Here is a 25,274-nt window from a genome sequence, read left to right on the forward strand (position 1 = left end):
TAGGTTTAGCGGAAAGGACAGGAACAATGAAGAATCATCATCCCGCCCCTTTGCCAGAAAAATTTTTTCAACAACCGACAATAGAGCTTGCAATGGCCTTGCTTGGCTGTTTACTAATCAAAGAAACAGAGGAAGGAATTGCTTCGGGATTTATCGTTGAGACAGAAGCCTATATTGGACCTGGAGATCGGGCGGCCCACAGTTTCGGGAACAGGAGAACGAAACGGACAGAAGTTATGTTTCATGAGGCCGGGCACGTTTATACGTATACGATGCACACTCATTGCCTCGTGAATGTCGTTAGCGGCGGAATCGATGAACCTGAAGCAGTGTTGATTCGTGCGCTCGAACCTTATTGCGGGGTGGATCTTATGTATAAACGAAGAGGGGCGAAGAATGAAAGGGAATTGAGTAACGGTCCCGGAAAATTAACAAAGGCATTTGGGATTGGTATGGAAGACTATGGACGGATGTTCACGAATCCTCCTTTATATTTAGCTGAAGGGTACAGGCCGGCAGAGATCTCACGAGGGCCAAGAATAGGAATAGAGAACTCGGGAGAAGCAAAGGACTACCCGTGGCGTTTTTGGATAACAGGGAACCGGTTTGTTTCAAAAAATAAGCAGGGAATAAAAATAAGATGAGCGCTAAGGCTCATCTTATTTTGTTGCTTCTTTTAATTCTTTCCCTGGCTTAAAGGCAGGAGCTTTAGATGCAGGGATATCGATTTCTTCTCCGGTTTGAGGGTTGCGTCCTTTACGGGCGGAACGCTCACGAACTTCAAATGTCCCAAATCCGATCAATTGTACTTTCTCGCCATTTTTTAATGCCTCAGTGATCGATTCGAATAATGAATCAACAACTTGAGCGGCATCTTTTTTACTTAATCCGCTTTTTTCAGCAACACTTGCTACTAATTCTGTTTTATTCATTGAATAAATACCTCCTTTTTAAACACGCCCTAAAAGAGGGGGCTAAAGTCCTCCTTTTTGAACAGGCACTATAAGTATAGCCAAAAAAAATCAGAAATACAAAACATTCATTCGTACGGAGTAGAATTTTACCGATAAATTATGGAAATGGTTAATTTCTCTAGAATTCTATTTTTTAAATTGTTATAATCGAATGAAAAAATAAAATAAGTCGAAAATCAAGAAAGGGATGCTTACCGTTGAATCAATTGATCGAATTAATTAGAGCAAAGGAGAATAAAGAAAAGTTGCCTGCCCATGCATTGGGTTTTGGGAAATACTTTACTGACCACATGTTTGTCATGGACTATAATGAGGATAAAGGTTGGCACCATCCGAGAATAACGCCTTATGAACCGTTAGTTCTCGATCCATCTGCAATGGTTTTTCATTACGGGCAGGCGATTTTTGAAGGATTGAAAGCTTACAGAACACCTCAAGGAAAGGCATTGCTGTTCAGGCCACGAAAAAACATCGAAAGATTGAATTTATCATGTGAAAGAATGGGGATTCCTACTGTCGATGTAGAATTAGTGTTAGAAGCAATTCAACAACTGCTTGAATTAGAAAAAGAATGGATCCCTACGGAAGAGGGAACATCTCTTTATATTCGCCCTTTCATTATTGCGACAGAGCCATATTTAGGGGTAAGGCCTGCAGGGCAGTATAAATTCATGGTCATTTTATCACCGGTAGGGCCCTATTATTCCGATCAATTAAATCCTGTCAAAATATTTGTTGAGGACTTCTATGTACGTGCTGTCCCTGGCGGTGTAGGCTATGTAAAAACAGCGGGAAATTATGCCGCGAGTTTAAAAGCGCAAACGAAAGCGGAAGAACTTGGCTACGACCAGGTACTATGGCTGGATGCCATTGAGAAAAAATATGTTGAAGAAGTCGGAAGCATGAATATTTTCTTTAAAGTGAATGGCGAAGTGGTGACACCTCAATTAAACGGCAGCATTCTTGGCGGTGTAACGAGAGACTCGGTGATCCATCTGTTAAAGCATTGGGGAGTTAAAGTTCGGGAAGAGCGGATTCCTATCGACGAGATTATCAAGGCTCACCAAAATGGCGAATTGGAAGAAGTATTTGGCACCGGAACCGCTGCTGTCATTTCACCTGTAGGGGAGCTTAACTACAAAGGTGAAAAGATCATTGTTAATGGCTACGAAACCGGCGAGCTTTCGAAACAAATCTATCAATCCATCACCAACATCCAATTAGGAAAAGAAGAAGATGTCTTTAATTGGACGGTAGAAATATAGAGGCAAAAATCCCGTTTGTAAACGGGATTTTTCGTTTGGGATTTCATGGAATATGTGCTATGATCGAAATGGAATTAAATCGAATGCAGATAAAAATTTAGTAGAAACATAGAAATTTTTCAGGCTCTATTAAAAAATGATTGAAAGGGTTGGAAAAATGTTTGGGAAGATAGCGGCTGATGCACTCGGGTTAAGTGATGTAGGAAGTGTCATTAAACCTCAAGATTACAACAAAACGGATGTCGATGATTACGTAATGCATGAAGATAATGAGAAAATCTTTTTTGTCATCAAGTCAAAGTCGGATGAGTATTGTTTTACGAACAAGGCTCTCATTCATCTGGATGGAACAAGTGCGGTTAGCAAAAAGCGTGTTTTGCGGCGCTTCGATTATTACAAAAATAAAATCTCCCATGTAACGCTTGAAACCGCCGGAACGGTAGATATAGACGTTGAAATAAAGTTCAAAATCGGCGATGAACAATTTTATTCAATTGATGTGCATAAAAAGCATCTTGAAGAATTGAAAGATTTATATAAAGCGCTCCTTAAAATTGCCGAAATTTCAAGCGACAATGCAGTCATTTTAGACTATGCACAGCAGAGTCTTGAACTTGCTTCAAAAACATTAAACCGCATGGGTCCGGCCGAAGGCAATATCGTAGACCAGTTTACTGAGCTGAACCAGAGAGCTTTCGATTGGCTTGTATCTGCCAAAAAGCAATACAATGTGAAAGATTTTGGCTTTGTGTTTGAACGCTATATTAATAATTAACCAAAAAGGACGAAATCTGTTGATATCAGATTTCGTCCTTTAAACTTTATAAGAACAGAACTGATATGTTAATTAAACGTTTGTTTGATTTATTGAATCAAAATGAGAAGGACAAATAATTTAAAAAGCGGGACAAAAACCGCTATAGTTAGAAATGAAAAGGATTACAATTGCAAAACAGCATCAGCAAAGAACCGTGGTTTGGAGGATCAGGCATGTCTAACGTGTTTTCGCTTTTAAAGCCTTACCGAATTTCAATCGTAATCGCCATATTTTTTATGTTCGTTGAGCTCGTCGTCGACCTGCTTCAGCCATTATTCATGTCAAAAATTATTGATAATGGCATTCTTCATAAAGATCTTCCAGTTGTGATGACATGGGGAGGAATCATGCTGGCGATTTCCTTCTTTGCCTTTATAGGTGGGATTATCAATTCCTTTTACGCTTCCCATGTAAGCCAGAGCTTCGGTTATGATATAAGGAAAAGGCTATTTATAAAGATCCAATCTTTTTCATTTGCCAACTTCAATCAATATCCAACCTCTTCACTTATTACGAGAATGACAAATGATATTACGCAAATCCAGAGTACTGTATTTATGAGTTTGCGCATTATGCTTCGTGCCCCTTTAATGGTTATTGGCGGGACGGTCATGGCGCTCATCGTCAATTTCAAGCTGGCTATTTTTTTAGCCATCATTATCCCTCTCCTTATCGCATTTTTAATCTGGGCGATGAATAGAGGCACAAGACAGTTTCAATCGGTCCAAAAAAGGCTCGATTCGGTTAATGGCGTGATAAGGGAGAATTTAGCGGGCATCAGGCTTATTAAAGCGTTTTTGCGAAAAGATTTTGAAGTCAGCAGGTTCAAAAAGGCAAATGAAGATTTGAAAAATCAAACAGTCTCCGTGCTAAGGCTTATGGAAACGACGATGCCGGTTTTGCTTTTAGTCATGAATTTAGGCATTATGGGCATTCTCTGGTTCGGAAATGTACAAGTCCATAGCGGGGAAACAAAAGTCGGGGAAGTGGTCGCAATTATTAATTATGCAACAAGAATCACTACTGCCTTTTCTCCGCTCTCTTTTATCATTCGTGCTTTTTCCCGTGCAAAAGCATCAGCGGGACGCATTTCGGATGTGCTTGAAACGGACATCGATCTCTTTGATCAAGATGACGCTACCTCAATAAAAAAAGTCGAAGGAAACGTGGAGTTCGCAAATGTTTCATTTCGCTATCCAGGAACGGATGAACCTGTTCTTCAAAACTTGTCGTTTACAGCTGACGCCGGTCAGACGGTGGCTATTATGGGTGCGACAGGATCAGGAAAATCATCGTTGTTTCAATTAATCCCCCGACTCTATGATGTTAATGAAGGGGCTGTCTTTATCGATGGACGGGACATTCGAACGGTAAAATTGGATAGTCTCAGAAAACAAATCGGTTATGTACCTCAGGAAGCGCTGCTTTTTACAGGTACGATTAGAGAGAACATCGCCTGGGGAAAAGAAGGTGCAGCAATGGAAGAAATAATCAAGGCGGCAAAAAATGCACAAATTCATGAAACGATTTGTAAATTGCCTGATCAATATGAAACGATCATCGGCCAAAAAGGAGTCAATCTTTCCGGCGGCCAGAAGCAACGGATTTCAATTGCAAGAGCGCTCGTTAGGAATCCGAAAATTCTTCTTCTCGATGATAGCACAAGCGCGCTCGATTTAAAAACGGAAGCGAGACTTCTTGCATGTTTGAAAAACTATACGTGTACGACGTTCATTATTACGCAAAAAATTAGTACGGCAATGGAAGCGGACAACATTTTGCTTCTTGAAGATGGAAGGCTGCTAACGAAAGGAACGCATGAGGAGCTATTAAAGCATTCTTCTCTTTACAAGCAAATCTTCCAATCTCAATTTGGGAAAGGAGATGCCCGGTATGCTTAAAGAGTGGGGTCAACCTTTCCGATATAGAAAAGTCAACCATCAAGAAAAAAACGAAGACGGTACTTTCAAGAGAAAGAAACCAAAAGCGAAGATTGGTACAGTAAAGAGAATATGGAGATATCTTTCATATAATAAAGGGTTGCTGGCGGCTGTTTTGCTTTTAGTCGCTCTCAGTTCCGGTTTAGGATTATATGGCCCTTTTTTAATTGGAAAAGGAATTGATAAATTTATCGTTACAGGAAGTTATAAAGGGCTTTGGATTCTTTTGCTTGAATTGGCCGGAGTTTATATCCTTTATTCCGCTTCGCTCTGGCTGCAAAACATTTGGATGATCGGCATTGCGCAAAAAACGGTTTTTCAAATGCGAAACGAGCTTTTCCGGCATCTGCATCAATTACCGATCTCGTTTTTTGATAAGCGTCAGCATGGAGAATTAATGAGCAGGGTGACGAACGATATCGAAAATGTAAGCTCCACACTAAACGATTCGGTGATTCAAGTGTTCTCCAGCTTGATAACGTTGATCGGTACGGTTGCGGTCATGCTTGCTTTAAGCCCGCTTCTTACAGTTGTTACATTAGTCATCGTACCGTTAATGTTCTTTGGAATGAAATGGATTACGAACCGGACGGGTCTGTTGTTTAAGGAGCAACAGCGAAACCTTGGCGAACTCAATGGCTACATTGAAGAGATTGTTTCCGGCCAGCGGATTGTCAAAACGTTTTCCCAGGAACAAAAAGTCATCAATGAATTTATGGAGAAAAGTGGAAGATTAAAAGAATCCGCCTTCTGGGCCCAGTCATATTCCGGCTTTATTCCAAAATTGATGAACGTATTAAATAATTTAAGCTTCGCCATTATTGCAGGCATCGGGGGGATTTTAGCCTTAAAAGGAACGATTTCAATCGGGGTGATCGTTATTTTTGTTGAATATTCAAGACAATTTACACGTCCGCTCAACGACCTTTCCAATCAATTCAATACGCTGCTTTCCGCTATTGCTGGAGCGGATCGAGTGTTTGAAATATTGGATGAAGACGAAGAAATGAGAGATGAAAAAGATTCCGTCTGTCTAGCGGAAGTAAAAGGCGAAGTAGAATTTCGAAACGTTTCTTTTTCCTATGAAAAAAAGGGAGATACGGTACGGGGCATCAATTTTACAGTCAAGCCTGGTGAGACGGTTGCATTAGTCGGTCCAACGGGAGCAGGGAAAACGACGATCATTAATCTATTATCCCGCTTTTATACGGTTGATAGCGGGGCGATTTTTATTGATGGCCATGATCTATCGACGGTCAAAAGGGAAAGCCTTCGCCAGCATATGGGTTTTGTTTTACAAGACTCATTTCTATTTCAAGGGACTGTGCGGGAAAATATCCGTTACGGAAGGCTTGACGCAACCGATCAGGAAGTTGAAGAGGCAGCGATGCTGGCAAATGCCCACTCCTTTATCCAGAAGCTCCCCGACCAATATGATACCATTCTCGGGCAAGACGGCGGGGGAATTAGCCAGGGGCAAAAGCAGCTCCTTTCAATTGCAAGAGCGATTCTTGCTGATCCTGCGATCTTAATTTTGGATGAAGCAACGAGCAGCATCGATACGATCACGGAATTAAAAATACAAGAAGCGCTCGGCCGGCTCATGAAAGGCAGAACAAGCTTTGTCATCGCCCACCGGCTAAATACGATTCAAAAAGCTGATCAAATCCTTGTTCTTCAAGATGGTAAAATTACTGAAAAAGGATCACACCCTGAGCTTCTTAAACAAAAAGGGTTTTACTATGGACTCTATTATAGTCAATTTCATAAAGACATTAGCTAAGTATAGTTCAAGGTATAAAGGCTTGAAGAATTATATCCTTGGGACAAATGACAAACCTCGCCGGAACCATGGGGAATGGCCAATAATTAGGTCTCAAGGACAAAAATGAGTGCTGGGGGCGGAATTCTGTCCGATAGAACGGTTCTCAAGGACAAAAATAAGGGGTGGAGGCGGAATTCTGTCCGATAGAACGAGCCTCAAGGACAAAAATGAGTGCTGGAGACAAAATTTTGTCCGATAGAACGGTTCTCAAGGACAAAAATAAGTGCTGGAGGCGGAATTCTGTCCGATAGAACGGTTCTCAAGGACAAAAATGAGTGCTGGAGACAAAATTTTGTCCGATAGAACGGTTCTCAAGGACAAAAATAAGTGCTGGGGGCGAAATTCTGTCCGATAGAACCGGTCTAGCGAGACGAAACGTCAATTGATTTCATTTTCGTGACTCAAGGTTTCCGGCGCATCGTTTCCTGGCGCTCAAAGCCATATTGCTCATAAAGCCCATGGGCATCGCGAGTCCCTAATGCCATTTTCGTGCCGGAAACATCAGGATGTTCCACTAAATATTGCATAAGCCATTTTCCTAAGCCTTTTCCTCGATGATGAGGGTCAATGATCACATCGCATATCCATGAAAAGGTTGCTTTATCTGTTACAATCCGCATAAACCCCACCTGGCCTGACTCGCTATAAATCCCGAAACATAGGGAGCCATTGATGCTTTTTTCAATCGTCTCTTTTGTCCGTTCAGCAGCCCAATAGCTTGTTTGAAGCCAGGAATGGATCTTGTCCAGTTCTAATAATTCCTTGCGATCACTTATCCTATAAGGCAGCGTTTCATGTCTCCACTCCATTGACATCATCCCTTACTGAAGAAATTGTTCATAATGTTTAGTATAATGGAAGCAAATTCAATAGAAAACTAATAGGATTTTATTTGATAACAAAATCAAAATAAAAGGGGATGGGAACGTGAGGGCGTTAGAAGGAAAACGTGTAGTCCTAACAGGATCTCGAAAAATAGAAGAAATTTCCGCTTTAATTGAAAAGCAAGGAGGAATTTCGGTACAGCGGCCGATTCAGGAGACAAAAAAATGTTCGGTTCAGGAATTGGAACCAAATATTCGAAGAGTCATAGAAGATGGAACGGATTGGGCCGTATTTACAACCGGAATTGGATCAGCTGTACTATTTGATGCAGCGGAACAATTAAATCTACAACAAGCGTTTATAGAAGCGCTAATAAAAGCAAGAATTGCCGTTCGTGGCTATAAAACGGCCCAAATCATGAAAAAATACGGAATTGAGCCAGCTGTCATCGATGATGATGGAACAAATGACGGATTACTGCGCGCGCTAGAGCCGTTTTCTTTTGATCAGCAAAACATTTATTTGCAGCTTCATGGAGAGCCTGTTCCCAAATTGGTTCAATGGTTTGAAGAACGAAATGCGGACGTATTTCAGGTGCTGCCTTATCAAACGGTTGTTCCCAATCTAAATGTCGTTTATCAATTGATTGAAGAAATTATCAACGGAACGGTCGATGTTGTTGCTTTTACCGCCTCACCGCAGGTCAGGGTACTTTTTAAAACGGCAGAAAAGCTTGCGGTATTGCCGCAAATGATTGAAGCCTTTCAGGAAAAGGTAGTGGCGGCAGCTGTCGGAAAAGTAACCGGAAGCGAGCTGACTGAAAGAGGAGTGCAGCGTGTCATTGTCCCTGAACATGAGCGCATGGGTGCGATGATTGTAGCGATTGCCGCTCACTATAAAAAAATCAATGTGTAATAAGAAAAGCCTCTTCAGAAGAGGCTTTGCCTTATTCGACAGAAACATTGTTAAAGATAAGTTCATGCAGCATTTGAGCGGCAAGCTTTACCGTCCGGCCATCCACGTCCAAAAGAGGATTGATTTCAGCAATGTCAAAGCTGATCACTTTATTTTGTGAAACAATATGCTTAATCAGCTGTTTCACAACCTTCGGATCCATCCCGAACGGGGAAGGGGCGCTGACACCGGGTGCGAAGCTTGCACCTATGCAATCGCTGCACAGCGTAAGCATAATGTGGTCATTTTTCTCAATAAAACGATGGATCCGATCCATCACTTCACCCATATTGCCGCTATGGATGTTTTCTTCTAAAATGTATTCGCATCCGTAGGCTTTTGCGGTATCAAATAAGTACTTTGTATTTCCGCTTTTTTGAATGCCGGCAACCAAATAGCTGCAATTTTTATGATGATCTAATATTTGCCTGAACATTGTCCCGGACGATGTCATTTCGTCATATGGGCGCATGTCGAAATGGGCGTCTATGTTGATGATGCCAATGCTTTCTTGTCCGGCCACATGTCCCTTCACGCCAAGAAAATGCCCGTAAGCGACTTCATGGCCACCTCCGATAATGATCGGGAAAATATTCAGACCAAGTAGTTTGCTAACGGCTTCGCCCAGTTCTTTTTGCGCGTTTTCCAGCTCACCATCCTCACAAGTAACATTGCCGAAATCGTACAAGTTAATGTCAGGCGAAAGGTATGGCAATGAAGCCATTCCTTTTCTGATTTCGTCTGGAGCACTTGAAGCTCCAACCCGTCCTTTATTTCTTCTAACTCCTTCATCACTCTTAAATCCAATAATCCCAAAGCTTGTCCCGCTTTGCTTTTCATTAAATTTCTCTAAATTTTCTACCTGAACGACTTGATGTAGCCGAAACATCTCTTTTACCGTGTCGCTATCTGTCCGCCCTGTCCAAACTGAAGCATCTGCCATTTTGTACATGAAAAATTAACCTCCAGTGATATTAGACTTATTAAAACGATTAGATCCATTCAGATCATTTTGTCTTATTTGAAATTATAAAGGCATCATTTTATAATTTCTAATACATGGTTTTTATATATTTATAATTTATAGCTATAAATTAACTTTTTAGAGGAGACAAATTAGTGGATATTCGCCATCTAAAATATTTTGAATCCGTTGTGAGGCATAAAAATTTTTCAAAAGCGGCAGAAGAATTGCATGTTTCCCAACCATCATTAAGCAATACGATAAAATCATTAGAAAAAGAATTAGGATGCAAATTGCTTGAACGTACGACGAGAGAAGTTGGCCTTACTGAATCAGGAGCTGTGTTTTATCAACATGTCCTCGGGATTTTAAGCCAATTCGAACATGTTCAGAAAGAGATGAAGGAAGTCAAGTACACCGGTGCAGGGACATTAAAGATCGGAATCATTGAATCTTCGAAATACTGGATTCCAAAGATTATTATTAAAATCAGAAATAAATATCCTAACGTACACATTAAAATTAAAGAAATGATCGGAATGAGGGATATCGAAGAAGCTTTAAATCGACATGATGTCCATTTGAGCATCGCTCCCCAAAAAATAGAACATAGCCATTTGAAGTTTATTCCAATATATAATGAAGAATATGTTTTAGTTACACCCCAAAACCATCCCTTTTGCCATCTAAAATCGATAAACTTATCCGGGCTTGAAAATGAGAACCTCATTCTTAGCCAACCCGGGTATCCATCTTATCAAAAAATTACAGAAGCTTGCCGAACGGCGGGTTTTGATCCGAAAAGCACGTATGAAGTAGAGAGGCTTGAGATGGCATGCAGTTTAGCAGAAGCAGGGCTCGGCGTTTCCATTCTCCCTGAAAATTATTTAAAATACTCTTCTCTTTCAGGAATTAACATACTTAAACTAACTAACCCTACACCGAACAGGATGGTCTACATGGCTTATCATTCTAATCGCTATTTGCCGCCCGTAGTGCAAGATGCAATGTCTTACATCATTCATTTTTTTAAAAGAGATAATGAAGCATGATCACCAATTAATGCTTCATCTCGAATGAGGAAAAATCTTGATTGGTTTCCCGACGCATAACGCGGCGTAACGCCAATCCCTAAACACATGAAGCAAGCCAGCACAAAAAAGGACGACTTTTTCATGCATTCCCTCATTTCTTAGTAAATCTACTTCTTGAAAATGAAAATCTTATAGTATATTACCAGGGTATTGGTAAATTATGCCTGGAAAATTAAAAATATACGATGATTCCCGCGATGCCTGACAGAAGAATGACAAAAGCAGGATGAAGTCTCGTAAAAAGAAGTAATCCTAATGAAACGAACAGGAAGAGGAGACTTGTTACATGAAAATGATGAATTCCAATGAGGTTATTTTGGATGGCGAATTGAACTGCCGCAAAAATTATCATTCCAGTTATAACCGGTCGTAATCCGTAAAAAGCTGATTGAATCATTGGTTGATGTTGCACCTTTGTAAAAACAAGGGAAACGAGAAGGACAATGATTAAAGAAGGGACGGAGATCGCCAAAATGGCAATGATCGCACCTGAAATTCCTCCAGCTTTGTAGCCGACAAAAACAGCAGCATTAGCTGCAATCGGCCCGGGGGACATCCCGCTAATAGCGATAACATCAGTGAATTGCTGTACAGATAGCCAACCGTGCTTTTCAACTTCATATTGAATGACCGGGATCATCGCATATCCGCCGCCAAATGAAACGAAGCCTATTTTTATAAAAGAAACAAAAAGGTTCCACAATACCATCTATCTCATCTCCTATTTGCCACCTGTTTTTGCATGTTCATAGTTCTCGACAAATTGTTTTGATTTTCCTTTCGCCTGGAGAATGATACCTGCCAAAGCGCCGCACAATAAAACAAATATCGGTTGAACGGGAACAAAAAGAAAGACAAGTAAGCTGGCCGCTGTTAAGAACAGAGTTGTTTTATCAATGACGGCTGTTTTTCCGATCTTGAAAGCTGCTAATAAAATTAAGGCGACAATTGTAGGGCGAATTCCAAGAAAAGCGGCGTGGACCAGCGGCTCGTGTTGAAAGCCAAGAAATAATGCGGCAAGAAGAATAATCATGAAAAATGTTGGGGCAATAATGCCGAGCGTTGCTGAAATAGCACCAGAAATACCAGCTAACCGGTAGCCGATAAATGTTGCTGTATTAACGGCGATCGATCCGGGAACGGTTTGGGCAACAGCCAAAATATCCGCAATTTCTCCCTTTTTCACCCAACGATTCTTTTCTGCAATCGCTTTTTCCAACAACGGGATCATTGCATATCCGCCGCCGAATGTTATAGGGCTTATTTTTAAGAAAGTTAAAAAGACCTTCCAAATTAATGTGAATTTGCTTCCTTCCCCCATTCCTATCACCTCATCTCAAGGAATATGCAAAAAGTATTTATCATTTTGATAAAAACATATTCTTATTTACCAATAAATAATTGCTTATTCACCTTAATTTTAAAATAGAAGTGCCAATCTGTAAACGAACTTTTATTCAAAATGAAAATAAGTTTCGGATGGAAATGTGAAAATGAAAGAAGGTGATAGTAGGAGTTGACGTTATCATGTCAATAAAAGTTATAATATTGAAGAACGTAATTCCATCTGGAGGAAATGATGCTCAAACAATTTATTGGTTTAATGTCTCCAAAAATGAAAAGTTTAAAACGTTTGTATGAATTAATATATAAATTTGGCCCGATTAGCAAAAGCAAGCTCGTTGAATTATCGGGATACAAGCAGGCAACATGCGCACGGTTAATAGATGAACTTGTCGAGGCTGACCTCATTTATGAAAGCGGCCAGGGTGAATCAACAGGCGGGCGAAAACCGGCGATGTATGTCATTAAACCAGACAACTATTATTTAATCGGTGTCGACATTACCCGTGTATCTACTAAAATCGCCCTTCTTGACCTTGAGTTGAATCATTTGCAATCGATTAAATTGGACATGACTTCAAGCACGACGGCCGATTATACGTTACATTTTATATGTGAACAGATTCAACAAATGTTGGAAAGCAGGAATATTCCTCTTGGCCGTTTGCTTGGAATTGGTGTAGGCGCGGTTGGCCCGCTAGATCGCGAGAAAGGTGTGTTCCTTAACCCGAAGCATTTTTTGTCGGAAGGATGGGAAAATGTAAATCTTGTTAACCGGTTAAAAGAGGCTTTTGACACTGTTGTTTTGTTAGAAAATGGGGCGAATCTTGCTGCGCTCGGCGAATATCGGAGAAATCACTGGAAGACAGCAGATAATCTCGTGTATACGATGTCGGGAGTCGGCATTCGATGTGGAGTGATTTCGAAAGGACAGGTTGTTCGAGGGAATGTGGATATGGAAGGTGCATTTGGCCACGTGATTGTAGATGTACACGGCCTTAAATGCTCGTGTGGAGCATACGGTTGCCTTGAAGCGTACAGCAGTCTTTCGGCAATTCGGATCGAAGTCATTAAACAACTCAAGCGGGGAAAGCCATCTTTGCTTAAAAGAATGGTCAATCAATTAGAAGATATCCGGTTTGACCATATTTTGTATTCGATTGTGCAGGATGATCCGCTATGCTCAGAGATTGTTCGCGATGCCGCATTCTATTACGGGATTGCTCTTTCTAATCTTATTTACCTCGTTCATCCGGAAGTCGTCATTATCGGCGGCGTTTTAGGATCCCATGAGCCTTTTTATGAAGTCGCTTCGGAAACGGCGAAGGACCGGCTAAAGAATTATCCTCACTATCAAATTCAATTTCACAAAGCATCAGAAGGAGACAATGCGGTAACCGTTGGGGCCGGGAGCATGGTATTTGATTATTATTTGGAACAATAGCAGTTAAGTTGAAGGCTGTCGAGAAATTCTCGACAGCCATTTTACGATTTAGTGATTGGTATTCGGTAACTTATCGGCCACTTTCGTTGGGAAATCAGCCACTTTTAGTCGAATATCAGCCAAATTCAATAGTTTATCAGCCAGTCGCACCTTCTTTAGGCTTAAAACACCTTTGTCGTCCAGGATTCGCAATTCCAGACATCTGTTACAACGTCCCGGTAAAATTCTGGTTCGTGGGAAATAAGAAGAATACTTCCTTTATAAGCTTTTAAGGCACGCTTTAATTCATCCTTCGCATCAATGTCCAAATGGTTGGTCGGCTCATCAAGAACGAGTAGGTTCGTTTCGCTGTTGATCAGCTTGCAAAGCCGCACTTTTGCCTTTTCACCACCGCTTAAGACAGATACTTTGCTTTCAATATGCTTTGTCGTTAGCCCGCATTTGGCAAGAGCTGCACGGACTTCATGATGGGAAAAAGAGGGGAATTCATTCCAAATTTCATCAATGCACGTATGGTTATTCGTTTCTTTCATTTCTTGTTCAAAATAGCCGATGTGTAAATACTCACCGCGTTCAACGGTCCCGGAAATCGGCTTGATTTCCCCGAGAATGCTTCTTAAAAGTGTTGTTTTACCGATCCCGTTTGCCCCGACAAGAGCGATTTTTTGCCCGCGTTCCATCCGTAAATCTAGCGGTCTTGATAAAGGTTCATCATAGCCGATAACGAGGTGGTTCGTTTCAAAAATCATTTTGCCGCTTGTCCGCGCTTCCTTGAAATGAAATTCCGGTTTCGGCTTTTCTTTTGCAAGTTCGATCACTTCCATTTTATCCAGCTTTTTTTGACGGGACATCGCCATGTTCCTTGTTGAGACCCTAGCTTTATTCCGGGCTACAAAATCTTTCAATTCCGCTATTTCTTGTTGTTGTTTTTTATAAGCTGCTTCCAATTGCTGTTTTTTCACTTCATACACTTGCTGGAAGTTTGTATAATCGCCGACATAACGGTTCAATTCTTGATTTTCCATATGATAAACTAAATTAATGACACTGTTTAAAAAAGGAATGTCGTGGGAAATTAAAATGAACGCATTTTCATATTCTTGAAGATAACGTTTCAACCATTCAATATGTTGTTCATCCAAATAGTTCGTCGGCTCATCGAGCAGCAGGATGTCTGGTTTTTCGAGAAGCAGCTTGGCGAGCAATACCTTTGTCCGCTGTCCGCCGCTTAATTCATGAACATCGCGCTCAAGCCCGATCTCATCTAACCCTAATCCGCGGGCGATTTCTTCCACTTTCGCGTCAATAATGTAAAAATCATTATTTGTAAGGGTATCTTGAATGGGGCCAACATCTTCAAGCAACTTCTCTAACTCCTCAGGTGACGCTTCGCCCATTTTGGCATAGAGCTCATTCATTTCCGCTTCAAGATCGAATAAATATTGGAACGCGCTTTTTAGCACATCGCGAATAGTCATCCCTTTTTGGAGCACGGTATGTTGATCGAGATACCCAACCCGTACTTTTTTCGCCCATTCCACTTTCCCTTCGTCAGGTTGAAGCTTTCCTGTAATAATGTTCATAAATGTCGATTTTCCTTCTCCATTTGCCCCGATAAGGCCAATATGCTCTCCTTTTAAAAGGCGGAAGGAAACATCATTAAAAATGGCCCGGTCGCCAAAACCGTGGCTTAAGTTTTTGACTGATAATATGCTCATGTTATTTGCACCTTTTCTAAATTTGGATTCTTTTTTGATTATATCCCCGTTCGAGCAATGAAGACAATAGATGCAACAATCTTAAATTTTGGAAGAATGTTCGAAGAAAAAGAAAAATTTTTAAATACCCAGTTTACAAATCGGAATTGGTGTGTTTAAATATTCTTAAATTAAAAATGCTGATCGGAAAAACCGAAGGCCCCTATCCAACATTGGTAGGGACTTTTTTTATACCAGTAGCATACTATGATTGCAATTCGAGGGATAAGTGGGCAACTACGGTGTTGCTTTCGCCTAAGGCTTAGCCCCACCGAGTTTTTAATACCAATGACATAGTATGATTTCAATTCAAGGCGTAGGGCGAACTTACCCCGTGCCGCTCACGAGAATCCGGGATTCCGTGTTTCGATGTGAAAGGAGAGAAAAATATGCGTAAATTAATCATTTTTGCTTTCATTGGGTTTTTGGCACAGCTCATCGATGGCTCATTAGGGATGGCCTACGGGTTAACTTCTTCGTCATTATTATTAGCATTCAGCGTATCACCGGCAATTGCATCTGCTTCTGTTCACATGGCAGAAGTTGTTACAACAGCCGCTTCCGGTGTTTCCCATATTCGCTTTGGAAATGTGGATCGGACAATAGTCCTTCGGCTTATTGTTCCGGGTGCTATCGGCGCATTTGTAGGCGCTTGCTTTCTAAGCAACTTGCCCGGCAGCCTGATTAAGCCATACGTTTCGATTTTCTTATTAATTCTTGGAATTTATATTTTATGGCGTTTTATGAGCAAGACGGCAGCCAAAAATGAAGCCAATTCAAAACCAATGTCGAAAAAGCAGTACGTCTTACTCGGGCTGATCGCAGGATTCTTTGACTCAACAGGAGGAGGAGGCTGGGGCCCGATTTCTACCCCGGTACTGCTTGCGAAAAAAACAACCCCTCGAAAAGCCGTCGGCTCAGTCGATACGAGTGAGTTTGTCGTTTCACTTGCGGCCACAGTAGGCTTTATCGTTTCATTAGGCTGGGAGCAGGTAAACTGGTTTTGGGTCCTTACATTAATGCTAGGCGGTGTCATCGCCGCACCAATTGCCGCATGGCTTGTCCGGATCATGCCATCGTATTTGTTAGGCGTTTTAGTCGGAGGCCTGATTATTTTTACGAATGTGAGGACTTTAGTAACCACATGGAATGTACCCAACCCGTGGTTAATATATGGAATAATTATTACGTTATGGGCAGCAGCAGTGATTTATACAGTGAGCACAAAAAGTACTGTTGTCCGCAGAGAGACATTTCAACAAGACCAATAGAAAATAACTCATGAATATGAGAAGGAATGACGCCAAAAACGTCAAAGTCCTATTATAGGAAACACGAACTTCTCCAGACAAACCTTGATTGTTATTACAGCAATCAAGGTTTTTTGCAGAAAAAAATAAAAAAACTTCTGGATTTCATATTGTGAAAGAACTCCGTTGAGAATAGAAAGCGCTTTCAATTATAGTAAGAAACAAAATATTCAATAAAAATAGGAGTTGGTGTCATGGGGATTCGTACAGGCGAGCAGTATATCAACGGGCTGAAATCGAGAAGACCTGAAATCTGGCTTTCGGGTAGGAAAGTAACAGATATAGTTAATGAGGAGGTGTTCAGGCAACCGATCCTTGAAATCGCAAAGTTGTATGATATGCAGCATGATCCAGAGTATCAGGATAAAATTACAACCATTTGTGAAGAAACCGGAGAAAGGGTGTCCAATGCATTTATCGTTCCAAAAAATTACGAGGATTTAATGAGGCGAAGGGCATTGTTTGAAGCCTGGGCGGAATCAACGTTTGGGTTGATGGGGAGAACGCCGGACTTTTTGAATGTCACCGTTACCTCGATGGCTTCAAGCCCAGATTTCTTCGAACAATACAACCCGGAATGGGCAGAAAATATTCAAAACTATTATAAATATATTCGCGACAATGACCTTTTTTTAACCCATGCTCTCATTAACCCGCAAAATGATCGGAGCAAGCCTTCTCATCAACAAAAAGACATGTTCACGCATTTAGGCGTTGTCGAAGAAACATCTGAAGGCCTGATCGTGCGGGGAACAAAAATGCTTGCGACATTGGCGCCGATTACGGATGAAGTGATCATTTACTCCTTCCCTGGTTTTAAGCCGGGTGATGAACGGTATGCCTTGTCATTCGCGATCCCGATCGATTCTCCGGGACTTCGCATTTTATGCCGTGAACCGATGCAAAATGGAAAGCGGCCATTGTTCGACCATCCTCTTGCATCGCGTTTTGAGGAAATGGACGCTGTATTAGTATTTAATGACGTGCTTGTTCCGTGGAATCGGGTATTCATGTATAACAATATCGAAGCGGCGAATCAGCTTTATTCAAAAACAGGCTTAAGCCAGAACACACACCAAAATGGAGTGCGTGGACTTGTGAAACTTCGATTTGCCGCCCAGGTCGCTGCAAGATTGGCCGATGCCATCGGTGTAGACGGATACCTGAATGTGCAGACACAATTAGGCGAATTGATCCAGTCTGTAGAGACGATTCGAGCTTTGCTTCGCACGGCGGAAATCGAATTTTCGGTCAACGAAAGAGGGGAAGCTATTCCGGCCAGTGTCCCGCTTGAGACGATTCGCGGAATTTTGCCGAGAGCTTACCCGCGTGCGATTGAAATAATCCAAACGATTGGCGCCGGCGGTCTCTTAATGTCACCGACTGGAAGCGATTTTGATCAGGTTGATTTGCGAGAAGACCTCGATAAATATTATGGTGGCCGTTCTGGAGTTTCGGCACTCGAACGGGTCCGGCTTTTTAAGCTAGCATGGGATTTATGCGGCGAAGCCTTTGGACAGCGGCTAGTCCAATATGAGCGCTATTATTCGGGAGATCCGGTTAGAAAGCTGGGCATGTTTTATATGAGTTACAAACAGAAACATTCATTTTCAATGGTCGATGAAGCGCTTGATGGAGTGCTTCAGGAGAAAACAGTAAGCCTGTAAATCTTTTTTCTACGGAAGGAGAATTGAAATTGATTGGCTCTGTCCATAAGATTGCCAAAATTCTTAATTGCTTTTCGAACGATGAACCGGTGTTAGGCAACCTGGAAATCGCTGAGAAACTGGGCATGAGCCCAAGCACCGTCCATCATTTGCTGAACACATTGTGTCAGGAAGGGATGCTCATTAAGGATAGCCAGAAAAAATACAGGTTAGGCTGGAAGTTGCTTGAATGGGGCAATCAGGTGATGTATCAACAGGACATTTTAAATGGGGCGCTTCCATTAGTAGAAGGGTTGGTCAGACGATTTTGCGGAACGGTCCACATCGGCATGTACGATGAAGGAGAAGTCATTTTTGTTTTGAAAGCGGCATCAAAAGAAATAGAGGACATTGATACGCACGTCGGTGCAAGAAAACCGGCCTATTGCACAAGCACCGGGAAAGTGTTGCTTTCCTATAATCCTTCATTAGTCCAGGCGACAATTAGAAAAGGCTTAATTCGGAGGGCGCCGAACACGATCACGTGCCCCAACCGGCTGAAAATGGATCTAAATGAGTCCCGTCACCGCGGCTATTCGATAAGTGACAATGAGAACGAGCTCGGGCTTTATGGGATAGCTGCGCCGATCCGTTCATACACCGGACAGACCATTGCCGCCCTTAATCTGGTCGGCGAGCCTTCTTACATGCAGGGAAGGTACAGGCAGGAAATTTTGAAACATGTCGTACAAACAGCTGATCTTATTTCAAAGGAACTGGGATATATTCATGTTTAATAAAATTTTAATACAATCAGGAGGTTTATCATATGCCAGCAACGGAAACGTTACGTTCATTCAATTTGTTAAAGTGGATTGAAGAAAATAAAGAATTATTGAAGCCGCCGGTCAACAATAAAGTTATCTGGCAAGATTCCGAATTCATCGCGATGATCATCGGCGGGCCGAATAAAAGGCGTGATTTTCATGTCGATCCTTCTGACGAATTTTTTTACCAGATAAAGGGTGACTGTTATGTCGAAATTATGACGGAAGAAGGGGAACGGAAAGTCGTCACGGTCAAAGAAGGCGACGTATTTATGCTGCCGGCCATGGTGCCGCATTCCCCTCACCGCGTAGCCGATACGTACGGCCTGGTCATTGAGCGGAAACGGAAGGAAGGGGAGCTTGAAGACTTCGTCTGGTTTTGTGATAAATGCAATCACGAAATGCATCGTGTGACAGTTCAATTAAATGACATTGAAACACAGGTGAAGCAAGCGATTCATAGCTTTAATTCGAATGAACATATACGGACATGCCAAAAATGCGGGTATCAAATGCCGGAAACTGTAGGTGAATGGAAGTGCGAATAGATTTCCATACCCATATCATTCCGGAGAATTTCCCCGATTTTGAACAACAATACGGCGGCGGGCGTTGGCCAGTGCTGGAGAGGACGTGCACGTGCGGCGCACGCATTATGGTAGGCGGAAAAAACTTTCGCGATGTAACCGACCAGGTATGGTCTCCGAAGAAACGGATAGAGGATATGGATCGTGAAGGTGTAGACATCCAAGTGCTGTCTCCTATTCCGGTTACGTTTTCTTACTGGGCACCGGCAAATCGAGCGGCCGAAATGGCTAAAATCCAAAACGATTTTATAGCGGAGACAGTATCCGAACATCCAGAGCGCTTTGTCGGGCTTGGCACGGTTCCAATGCAGGACGGGCCGACCGCCATCAAAGAAATGGAACGTTGCATAAATGAACTGAACCTTCACGGGATTGAAATCGGGACAAACGTTAACGGGAAGAATCTGGATGATCCGTCGTTCATTGACTTTTTTGAGATGGCGGAAAAATGGGAGGTGCCCATTTTTGTTCATCCGTGGGAGACGCTCGGCCGCGACCGTATGCCGCGCCATAATTTCATGTATACGATCGGCATGCCGAGTGAAACGGCGCTGGCGGCAGCGACCCTTATTTGGAGCGGCATGATGGAGAAATATCCGCTCTTGAAAATTTGTTTTGCCCACGGGGGAGGCTCCTTCCCTTACTTGCTTCCACGTCTTGACCAGGGCTGGAATGTTTGGCCGCATTTAAGGATGACGACACATCCGCCAAGCTTTTATGCAAAGCAATTTTTCTTTGATTCTTTAACCTATGATCCTATGAATATTCGCTATATGATTGAACGATTCGGGCACGAGAAATTATTCATGGGATCCGACTATCCATTCTTACTTCGCGAGATCGAGCCGGGAAAAGTCATTGATGAGACATTAGAACTTACCGAAGAGCAGAAGAAAGCGATGCTAGGAGAAAATGCTGCGAAATTTTTATCAATCGAAAAGAAGAAAAGAGGTGTTGTGCTTGCAAATCGTACAAACGCCGGAGAGTAAATTGCAAGAATTGGGGCTGGCATTGCCTCCGGTTCGCCCTTCTGTTGGCAACTATGTGAGCCGTGTAAGAGTCGGGAATCTATTATTTACTGCAGGACAGGGGGTAGACCAATATCATGGGAAGATCGGCCGGGATCTGACGGTCGAAGAAGGCTATTTAGCGGCACGGCAATCGATGCTCAATCTATTAAGCGTTGTAAAGGACGAATTAGGCGAATTAAGTAAAGTGAAACGGGTCGTCAAAATTCTCGGTTTTGTAAACAGCGCGGAAGACTTCATTGACCAGCCGAAAGTGATGAACGGAGCTTCTGATTTATTGGTTCAAGTTTTTGGCGAAAAAGGTAGGCACGCCCGTTCAGCAGTAGGCATGGCACAGCTGCCGAATAATACGGCGATTGAAATCGAGATGATACTTGAAATTGCAAAATAAAGGGGGCGAAATGATGGGCACAGATGCTTTAGCCGAAAAAGTGACCATAAAAGATGCCAGGCTTTTTATTGATGGAGAATATGTTGATTCTATTTCCGGACAAACCTTTGAAACGATGAATCCCGCCACGAATGAGAAGTTAGCGGAAGTAGCCAAAGGCGATGCGGCGGATGTACAGCGGGCGATTGAGGTGGCCCAGAGGACGTTTGAAAGCGGAGTATGGAGCGGGATGCCCGTGGAAGAACGATCCGCTATTTTATGCAAGATGTCGGATTTGATCATGGAAAAAGTAGATGAATTGGCCTACATTGAAGCGCTTGATGTCGGCAAGCCGATTAAAGAAAGCCGCAGTTTTGACATTCCGCGCGCCGCTTCCAATTTCCGCTTTTTTGCCGAAATGGCCAAGTACGTCGTCCATGAGCACTATGATAAGCACAACATCATGTCTTATGCAAAATATGCACCTGCAGGGGTGACAAGCCTCATTATACCGTGGAACCTTCCATTTATGCAGCTGACGTGGAAAGCGTCTGCGGCGCTCGCTGCGGGGAATACGGTAGTCGTCAAGCCGGCTTCATATACGCCACTGAGCGCCGTCATGCTTGGAGAAATCGCCAATGAAGCGGGGCTTCCCCCGGGTGTCTTAAATATTATTACTGGTCCTGGTAGCACGGCGGGAACGGCGATGACCACTCATCCGAATGTTCGACGCATTTCCTTTGTCGGGGAATCGAAAACCGGAAAAACAATTATGAAAAATGCCGCCGAAAACTTGATCCCGGTCTCGCTCGAGTTAGGAGGGAAATCGGCGAATATCGTGTTTGACGACGCGGATTTAGACGAAGCGGTCAAAGGTTCAATCGACGCCATTTACCGTAATCAGGGGGAAATTTGCCTGGCGGGCTCCAGGCTTCTCATTCAAGAAAGCATTTACGACCGGTTTCTTGAAAAGTTTGTGGAAGCGGTAAGGAAGATTAACGTCGGTGATCCGACTGATGAAGCGACAGATATGGGAGCGCTCGTTTCCGAAAGCCATTTAGAAACTGTCCATCAATATGTGGAGATAGGATTAGGCGAAGGTGCAAAACTTGCCTGTGGTGGCAAAAAGGTAGCCGGCCTTGAGAAAGGCAACTTTTACGAACCAACTGTTCTTTATGATGTGGATAATAAAATGCGTGTGGCTCAGGAAGAAATCTTTGGCCCTGTGCTTGTTGCGATCCCGTTTAAGACGGAAGAAGATGCGATCCGCATCGCTAACGATTCAATTTATGGTCTGGCAGGCGTTGTCTGGACGAACGATATCAGGCGGGCACACCGGGTGACAGCCGCTGTAAATTCCGGGCTGCTCTGGATTAATTGCTGGTATATACGGGATTTACGGACGCCATTTGGCGGCAGCAAAGCGAGCGGGATCGGCCGTGAAGGCGGACGACACAGCTTTGAATTTTATACAGAGGCGAAGACCGTAACGATGAAATTATAAAAATGGAAGAACCACGAATGGCTTTGACTTTGCCTTCGTGGTTTTTCAAAAGGAAGGGAGAACGATTGAATGCCATCCATTATCGAAGAATTAGCCGAAGAATTGCTTAAGGCGGAACTGTCAAAACAACCAATAGATCCGCTGACTACCCGTTATCGGGAGTTAACAGCCGACGATGCTTATCGCATACAATTGGAAGCGGTAAAAAGAAGACTGAAAGACGGCAGAAAAGTTATCGGGAAGAAAGTAGGCTTGACGAGCAAAGCGATGCAAAAGATGCTCAATGTTGACGAGCCGGATTATGGCCATTTGTTTGATGATATGAAAGTGAAGAGCGGGGAAACCGTTCAAATGAATTCAATGATAATGCCGAAAGTGGAGGCGGAAATCGGGTTTATTCTTGGAGCGGATTTATTTAAGCCAAACGTTACGTTTATTGATGTGATGATGGCTACCGAATTCCTGGTTCCTACACTTGAAATAATCGACAGCCGCATTTCGGACTGGAACATTAAACTGGAAGATACGGTTGCCGACAACGGCTCGTCCGCAAAAGTTGTAATTGGTGAACAACGTAGGGAGATGGCAGCACTTGATTTGAGGAGCACGAGCATGGTGCTTTTAAAAAATGGGGATGTGGCAGCAACTGGCGCCGGTGCGGCTGCGCTTGGACATCCGGCTCATGCCGTCGCCTGGCTTGCGAATAAGCTTTATGAATATGATATTCCGCTAAAAGCAGGTGAACTGATTTTACCTGGAGCGTTATCCGGGGCTATTGAAGTAGCGGCAGGCGACACCATTACCGCACAGTTTGGCTCTCTCGGTTCGGTGTCCGTTAGCTTTGAGTAAAAAGCGAGGTGAACTGCAATGCGTAAAGTAAAAGCAGCCATTATCGGTTCAGGCAATATTGGAACGGATTTAATGTATAAGTTAGAGCGAAGTAATTGGGTTGAGTTGACAGCGATGATTGGAATTGATCCGGAATCAGAAGGGTTAAAGCGGGCAAAGGAATCAGGCTATCAAATTTTTACCAATGGCATTCAAGGGTTAATTGATCACCCGGACATTGCGGACATCGCATTTGATGCGACATCGGCAAAAGCGCATGTAAGACACGCAAAAATATTAGATGAGTTAGGAACGTTGGCGATTGATTTAACGCCGGCGGCAATCGTCCCTTTTCTTTGTCCAGCAGTAAACTCCGGTAAAAAGGTAAAGGCGAAAAATGTCAATATGATTTCGTGCGGGGGACAGGCGACCATTCCGATCGTTTATGCCATTAATCGGGCAGCTGATGTCGCATATGCCGAGATTGTCGCAACGATCTCAAGCCGAAGCGCGGGTCCTGGTACTCGGGCAAACATCGATGAATTTACAATTACAACACGCCGCGGGATTGAACAGGTAGGCGGGGCGGATAGAGGAAAAGCGATCATTATCCTCAATCCCGCTGAACCTCCAATCCTGATGCGCGATACGATTTATTGTGAAGTAAAGAACATGGATGAAAAAGGCATCCGGCAATCAATTGAAGAAATGGTTAATAAAGTTCGGGAATATGTGCCTGGATATCGTTTAAAACAAGAGCCGTTATTTGACGGGAACCGTGTAACTGTTTTTTTGGAAGTGGAAGGCGCCGGCGATTATTTTCCTCCTTACGCCGGAAATCTGGATATTATGACGGCCGCAGCTGTCCGAGTAGGAGAGGATTTCGCCCGTCAAATTTTACAATTAGATAGAACGGAAGATGAAGAAAGGGTTGAGACGCTTGAAACGAAATAGTGAGAAACCAATCAAGCTGACGGAAGTATGCCTCCGCGATGGAAGCCATACGATTGCCCACCAATTTACGGAAGAACAAGTGTACACTATCGCAAAAGCCCTCGATGAAGCAGGAATGCATTATATTGAAGTAAGCCACGGCGATGGATTGGGAGGTTCGACCATCCAGTATGGCCAATCGCTCGTCGATGAAATGAAATTGATCGAGGCGGCAGTTCAGGCATGTAAACAGGCAACGGTTGCTGTGCTCTTGCTCCCGGGGATTGGGACGGTGCACGAATTAAAAAAGGCACGCGAGCTTGGGGCGGGATTGGTCCGAGTAGCGACACATGTTACAGAAGCGGACGTCTCCGCCCAACATATTTATTTGGCCCGTGAACTGGGAATGGAAGCGGTTGGCTTTTTAATGATGGCTCATTCAGCACCTGTCGAGAAGCTTGTCGAACAAGCAAAACTGATGGAGAGTTATGGAGCTGAGGCAGTGTATGTAACGGATTCGGCCGGCACTCTGCTTCCGCATGAAGTCCGTGAACGAATGAGGGCGCTTAGAGCTTCGCTTGAGATTGAAATTGGGTTCCATGGCCATAACAATTTATCAGTGGCCGTTGCAAACACCATAACGGCAATTGAAGAAGGCGCAACAAGAATCGATGGAAGTGTGCGCTGTTTAGGAGCAGGTGCCGGAAATACACAAACGGAAGTGCTCCTTGCCGTGCTGCGCCGAATGGGGCTTGATACAGGGGTTAATTTATATCAAATGATCGATTTGGCGGAGGACATCATCGCCCCAATGCTGCCAAGGCCGCAGGAAATAGGAAAAGGAAGTTTGATTATGGGCTACGCAGGCGTCTATTCCAGCTTTTTGCTGCATGCTGAACGGGCGGGGAAACGATTCGGCATCGACCCGCGTGATATTTTAATCGAGTTAGGCAAAAGGAAAGTCGTCGGTGGACAGGAAGATATGATTTTGGATGTCGCCGCCGAACTTTCGAGAGCGAAAATGGAGGTTTAGGGACG

At 43.1% G+C, this 25,274-nt stretch carries 24 protein-coding genes; 18 read left to right on the forward strand and 6 right to left on the reverse strand.

The window, feature by feature from the left end:
- Positions 1 to 26: 26 nt before the first annotated feature.
- A complete protein-coding gene (locus H538_RS0119720; RefSeq protein WP_026679031.1) occupies positions 27 to 644 on the forward strand; it encodes a DNA-3-methyladenine glycosylase in 618 nt (205 codons plus the stop codon).
- Between the two features lie 15 nt (positions 645 to 659).
- Here H538_RS0119720 and H538_RS0119725 read toward each other — a convergent pair whose 3' ends face one another.
- Entirely contained in the window at positions 660 to 932 is a 273-nt protein-coding gene (locus H538_RS0119725; RefSeq protein WP_026679032.1) for an HU family DNA-binding protein, read from the reverse strand.
- 239 nt (positions 933 to 1,171) lie between these two features.
- Here H538_RS0119725 and H538_RS0119730 point away from each other — a divergent pair, with 239 nt between their 5' ends.
- From H538_RS0119730 to H538_RS0119745, 4 genes are all read left to right on the forward strand, one after another.
- The gene (locus tag H538_RS0119730) at positions 1,172 to 2,239 is read left to right on the forward strand and encodes a branched-chain amino acid aminotransferase (protein ID WP_026679033.1); all 1,068 of its coding nucleotides are present in this window, start codon (positions 1,172 to 1,174) and stop codon (positions 2,237 to 2,239) included.
- Positions 2,240 to 2,396: 157 nt separating this feature from the next.
- Complete coding sequence (locus H538_RS0119735; protein ID WP_026679034.1) at positions 2,397 to 3,014, forward strand: PH domain-containing protein; 618 nt, start codon at positions 2,397 to 2,399, stop codon at positions 3,012 to 3,014.
- Positions 3,015 to 3,229: 215 nt separating this feature from the next.
- Positions 3,230 to 4,957, forward strand: coding sequence for an ABC transporter ATP-binding protein (locus tag H538_RS0119740; RefSeq protein WP_026679035.1), 1,728 nt, complete (start codon positions 3,230 to 3,232; stop codon positions 4,955 to 4,957).
- Positions 4,950 to 6,779 (forward strand): ABC transporter ATP-binding protein, encoded by a 1,830-nt coding sequence (locus tag H538_RS0119745; protein ID WP_026679036.1) that lies wholly within the window; start codon positions 4,950 to 4,952, stop codon positions 6,777 to 6,779. The genes H538_RS0119740 and H538_RS0119745 overlap by 8 nt, the downstream gene beginning before the upstream one ends.
- A gap of 443 nt (positions 6,780 to 7,222) precedes the next feature.
- On the opposite strand, the gene H538_RS0119750 is transcribed toward H538_RS0119745, so the two are convergent.
- Entirely contained in the window at positions 7,223 to 7,630 is a 408-nt protein-coding gene (locus H538_RS0119750) for a GNAT family N-acetyltransferase (RefSeq protein ID WP_026679037.1), read from the reverse strand.
- 118 nt (positions 7,631 to 7,748) lie between these two features.
- Between H538_RS0119750 and H538_RS0119755 the strand changes: the two genes are divergently transcribed.
- Positions 7,749 to 8,561, forward strand: a complete 813-nt coding sequence (locus tag H538_RS0119755; protein ID WP_026679038.1) for a uroporphyrinogen-III synthase — start codon at positions 7,749 to 7,751, stop codon at positions 8,559 to 8,561.
- 31 nt (positions 8,562 to 8,592) lie between these two features.
- On the opposite strand, the gene hutG is transcribed toward H538_RS0119755, so the two are convergent.
- A complete protein-coding gene (gene hutG / locus H538_RS0119760) occupies positions 8,593 to 9,552 on the reverse strand; it encodes a formimidoylglutamase (protein ID WP_026679039.1) in 960 nt (319 codons plus the stop codon).
- 167 nt (positions 9,553 to 9,719) lie between these two features.
- On the opposite strand from hutG, the gene H538_RS0119765 reads away from it, so the two are divergent.
- Entirely contained in the window at positions 9,720 to 10,616 is an 897-nt protein-coding gene (locus H538_RS0119765) for a LysR family transcriptional regulator (protein ID WP_026679040.1), read from the forward strand.
- 214 nt (positions 10,617 to 10,830) lie between these two features.
- On the opposite strand, the gene H538_RS0119775 is transcribed toward H538_RS0119765, so the two are convergent.
- Together H538_RS0119775 and H538_RS24590 are read right to left on the reverse strand one after the other, a co-directional pair.
- Positions 10,831 to 11,367 carry a chromate transporter gene (locus tag H538_RS0119775; protein ID WP_026679041.1) on the reverse strand — a complete coding sequence of 179 codons (537 nt, stop codon included), beginning with the start codon at positions 11,365 to 11,367 and terminating at the stop codon, positions 10,831 to 10,833.
- 12 nt (positions 11,368 to 11,379) lie between these two features.
- Positions 11,380 to 11,979: a chromate transporter gene (locus H538_RS24590; protein WP_051291586.1), complete on the reverse strand. Its 600-nt coding sequence runs from the start codon at positions 11,977 to 11,979 to the stop codon at positions 11,380 to 11,382.
- A gap of 258 nt (positions 11,980 to 12,237) precedes the next feature.
- Here H538_RS24590 and H538_RS0119785 point away from each other — a divergent pair, with 258 nt between their 5' ends.
- The gene (locus H538_RS0119785) at positions 12,238 to 13,446 is read left to right on the forward strand and encodes an ROK family protein (RefSeq protein WP_026679042.1); all 1,209 of its coding nucleotides are present in this window, start codon (positions 12,238 to 12,240) and stop codon (positions 13,444 to 13,446) included.
- A 161-nt stretch (positions 13,447 to 13,607) separates the two neighbouring features.
- On the opposite strand, the gene H538_RS0119790 is transcribed toward H538_RS0119785, so the two are convergent.
- Complete coding sequence (locus H538_RS0119790; RefSeq protein WP_026679043.1) at positions 13,608 to 15,164, reverse strand: ABC-F family ATP-binding cassette domain-containing protein; 1,557 nt, start codon at positions 15,162 to 15,164, stop codon at positions 13,608 to 13,610.
- A gap of 428 nt (positions 15,165 to 15,592) precedes the next feature.
- Here H538_RS0119790 and H538_RS0119795 point away from each other — a divergent pair, with 428 nt between their 5' ends.
- From H538_RS0119795 to dmpG, 10 genes are all read left to right on the forward strand, one after another.
- Positions 15,593 to 16,474 (forward strand): sulfite exporter TauE/SafE family protein, encoded by an 882-nt coding sequence (locus H538_RS0119795; RefSeq protein ID WP_026679044.1) that lies wholly within the window; start codon positions 15,593 to 15,595, stop codon positions 16,472 to 16,474.
- Between the two features lie 233 nt (positions 16,475 to 16,707).
- A complete protein-coding gene (locus H538_RS0119800; RefSeq protein WP_026679045.1) occupies positions 16,708 to 18,180 on the forward strand; it encodes a 4-hydroxyphenylacetate 3-hydroxylase family protein in 1,473 nt (490 codons plus the stop codon).
- Between the two features lie 29 nt (positions 18,181 to 18,209).
- Positions 18,210 to 18,956: an IclR family transcriptional regulator gene (locus H538_RS0119805; protein WP_026679046.1), complete on the forward strand. Its 747-nt coding sequence runs from the start codon at positions 18,210 to 18,212 to the stop codon at positions 18,954 to 18,956.
- A 32-nt stretch (positions 18,957 to 18,988) separates the two neighbouring features.
- Entirely contained in the window at positions 18,989 to 19,534 is a 546-nt protein-coding gene (nbaC, locus tag H538_RS0119810; protein ID WP_026679047.1) for a 3-hydroxyanthranilate 3,4-dioxygenase, read from the forward strand.
- Positions 19,519 to 20,562 (forward strand): amidohydrolase family protein, encoded by a 1,044-nt coding sequence (locus H538_RS0119815; RefSeq protein WP_035351734.1) that lies wholly within the window; start codon positions 19,519 to 19,521, stop codon positions 20,560 to 20,562. The genes nbaC and H538_RS0119815 overlap by 16 nt, the downstream gene beginning before the upstream one ends.
- On the forward strand, positions 20,534 to 20,992 hold the full coding sequence (locus H538_RS0119820) for a RidA family protein (RefSeq protein WP_026679049.1): 459 nt from the start codon (positions 20,534 to 20,536) through the stop codon (positions 20,990 to 20,992). Before H538_RS0119815 ends, H538_RS0119820 begins: the two co-directional genes overlap by 29 nt.
- 13 nt (positions 20,993 to 21,005) lie before the next feature.
- On the forward strand, positions 21,006 to 22,475 hold the full coding sequence (locus H538_RS0119825; RefSeq protein WP_026679050.1) for an aldehyde dehydrogenase: 1,470 nt from the start codon (positions 21,006 to 21,008) through the stop codon (positions 22,473 to 22,475).
- Between the two features lie 69 nt (positions 22,476 to 22,544).
- Positions 22,545 to 23,324 (forward strand): 2-keto-4-pentenoate hydratase, encoded by a 780-nt coding sequence (locus tag H538_RS0119830; RefSeq protein ID WP_026679051.1) that lies wholly within the window; start codon positions 22,545 to 22,547, stop codon positions 23,322 to 23,324.
- Between the two features lie 18 nt (positions 23,325 to 23,342).
- A complete protein-coding gene (locus H538_RS0119835) occupies positions 23,343 to 24,257 on the forward strand; it encodes an acetaldehyde dehydrogenase (acetylating) (RefSeq protein ID WP_026679052.1) in 915 nt (304 codons plus the stop codon).
- Complete coding sequence (gene dmpG, locus H538_RS0119840) at positions 24,244 to 25,269, forward strand: 4-hydroxy-2-oxovalerate aldolase (protein ID WP_026679053.1); 1,026 nt, start codon at positions 24,244 to 24,246, stop codon at positions 25,267 to 25,269. Before H538_RS0119835 ends, dmpG begins: the two co-directional genes overlap by 14 nt.
- Positions 25,270 to 25,274: the final 5 nt, after the last annotated feature.

The organism is Fictibacillus gelatini DSM 15865 (assembly GCF_000430745.1).
GTDB lineage: Bacteria > Bacillota > Bacilli > Bacillales > Fictibacillaceae > Fictibacillus_A > Fictibacillus_A gelatini.